Source organism: uncultured Mailhella sp. (assembly GCF_905187505.1).
Classification (GTDB): Bacteria; Desulfobacterota; Desulfovibrionia; order Desulfovibrionales; family Desulfovibrionaceae; genus Mailhella.
In genome coordinates this window covers 1-2,407 of record NZ_CAJJIC010000197.1, presented here as the reverse complement: position 1 = coordinate 2,407, position 2,407 = coordinate 1, and the positions used below count along the sequence as shown (strand labels likewise).

General features: G+C 59.7%; 3 protein-coding genes. 2 read left to right on the top strand and 1 reads right to left on the bottom strand.

Annotated features, from left to right (window positions below; genetic code table 11):
* Both QZZ60_RS11260 and QZZ60_RS11255 read left to right on the top strand, forming a co-directional pair.
* On the top strand, positions 1–398 hold a 398-nt coding region (locus tag QZZ60_RS11260), incomplete at its 5' end, for a molybdenum ABC transporter permease (RefSeq protein ID WP_295641450.1).
* Complete coding sequence (locus QZZ60_RS11255) at positions 395–1,213, top strand: ATP-binding cassette domain-containing protein (protein ID WP_295641448.1); 819 nt, start codon at positions 395–397, stop codon at positions 1,211–1,213. The genes QZZ60_RS11260 and QZZ60_RS11255, both read left to right, overlap by 4 nt.
* Before the next feature lie 504 nt (positions 1,214–1,717).
* On the opposite strand, the gene modA is transcribed toward QZZ60_RS11255, so the two are convergent.
* Positions 1,718–2,407: molybdate ABC transporter substrate-binding protein (gene modA, locus QZZ60_RS11250; RefSeq protein ID WP_295641446.1), on the bottom strand; the 690-nt coding region annotated here is incomplete at its 5' end.

Sequence of the window (2,407 nt, the reverse complement as noted above, 5' to 3'; positions counted from 1 at the left end):
GGCAGGGGGCGGTGGTGGCCGCCACGGTGGTGGTGTTCCCCCTCATCTACAAATCGGCAAAAACGGCGCTCGAACAGGTGGACGCCAACGTGGAAAAAGCCGCCCGAACGCTCGGGGCCTCGGAAATTTCCGTCTTCTTCTCCATCAGTCTGCCTCTTGCCGCGCGCGGCATCCTGTCCGGCTCCATGCTGGCCTTCGCGCGGGGCATGGGAGAATTCGGCGCCACGCTCATGCTGGCAGGCAACATTCCGGGCAAGACGCAGACGCTCGCTCTCGCCATCTACGACGCCTTCCAGTCAGGCAACGACGCCCTTGCCGCCTGTCTCGTGCTCCTCACTTCGGGAATATGCGCCGTCATTCTCATAACCGCCGACTATCTGCTGGGAGGTTCCCGGTGATCGACCTGTCCGTTCAAACCACCCTCAGGGGAAAACAAGGCTCCTTCTCCCTCAACGTCAGCCTGAAGAGCTCGGCATCCCGTCTCGTTCTGTTCGGACCGTCGGGTTCCGGAAAAACGCTGACCCTGCAAATGCTGGCCGGTCTCGTTCATCCGAAGAAAGGACACATCGTCATGGACGACACCGTGTTCTTCGACTCCTCCAAGGGCATCAATCTCCCCGCCAGAAATAGACGCATAGGTTACGTCTTTCAGGACTACGCGCTTTTTCCGCACATGACGGTACGACAGAATCTCGCCTTTGCCCTGCAGCAGAAGGAAAAGCATTTTCCCGTGTTCGGGAGCGCCTTCCGCGCCGTGTTCCCGGCCAGACTCAACGACGAACAGCGAGAGTCCATTGAACTCATCCTCGAACTTCTGGAAATCACGCATCTTGCCGACCGGAGGCCTTCCCAGATTTCAGGAGGTCAGAAACAGCGCGTGGCTCTGGCGCGTGCTCTGCTCATCTCTCCGAGACTCCTGCTCCTCGACGAACCCTTCGCCGCCCTCGATCCTCTTCTGCGTCTTCGCATGCGCAAGGAAATCGACCGGATACTTCAAAACTGCGGCGTGCCTCTCGTCATGATCACCCATGATCCCGAAGACGTGGACGCCTTTGCCGACGACCTTGCCGTCTACGCCAACGGGCACATTCTTGCCATGGAACATGACTTTCGTCGCCGTTCCCTCTTCTCCCAGGACTCGCTCTCCTACCTTTCCGACATTCTCAGCAAAGGCGGACAGGCCGACAGACCTTTCGGCTTCGACGACGTGTGAGCCTTCGCATGATCATCCTTTTTTCCCCTCGCCACTCCCGCCGGCACGAAGTCGGAACAGGAGAGTCCGCTCTTTCCCTGCAAGTCTTCCTCTGGCTGCCTCAAAAGGGTCTTCAAGCCGCGGCCCCGCTTCGGGCAAGCCTCTTCGTCTTGGCCCCTGTTCCATGACCGTGAACCGTTCCCGGATTGCTGCCAAAGGAGTCCGAAAGAAGACGCGTTATCGAAGTCCTGACCGAGCGCCACGCCTGCGCCCCGAAAAGCTCTCCCGACACGGCGGCCGTGAATCTGCCGCGGGGCACGAAAAGGCCGCCCCGTTCATGAACGAGGCGGCCTTAACGACACGCCGGTCAGTCCGACGCTCAGGAATGTCCGGGAATGCATCGACAAAAAATGCGAAAAGTCATCCCTGCTTCCATGGAGGCCCTCCCAGACGGAAAACGGAAGACTCATCCGCTCTTTCCGGCAGAACCGGCTCGGCAAGGCCCGCCGCTCATGCCTGCGACGTCTACTTAACCGGGCTGAAACCGTAGCGGGCAAGAATTTCAAGACCGCGGGGAGAAAGCACGAAGTCCGTGAACTTCCGTGCGACGTCCTTCTGTGCAGAATCCTTCGTCACGGCGATGGGATAGCACACGGGCTTGTGGCCCGTCATGGCGGTCACGATGCGCACGTCCTTGCCACCGGCAAGAGCATCGGTACGATACACGAAACCGGCATCGGCTTCGCCGCGCTGAATATAGCTCAGCACCTGACGCACGTTGTTGCCGAATACAAACTTATTCTGCAGCTTGTCCCAGGTTCCGGCAGAGGTAAGAGCCTCGCGGGCATATCGCCCGGCAGGCACGCTTTCCGGCGTGCCTATGGCAACATGCTTCACGTCGGCACCAAGCAGCGCATCGGGACCGGTGAGCGTGCCGGAAGCGGGGGTGATGAGCACAAGGTCGTTCAGCGCAAAATCTCTGCGCGTGGAAGGATCGACAAGTCCCTTCTGCACTGCGGAGTCCATGGTCTCCTGATCTGCGGAGGCGAAGACATCCACCGGGGCCCCCTGCTCCATCTGACGAAGCAGATTGTTGGAAGAGGCAAAGTTCAGATTGACCTTGACGCCCGTGTTCTTCGTGAACTCCTGAGAGATCTGCGTGAAGGACTCCGAGAGGCTGGCGGCTGCGGAAACCGTAAGTTCGGCGGCCATGGC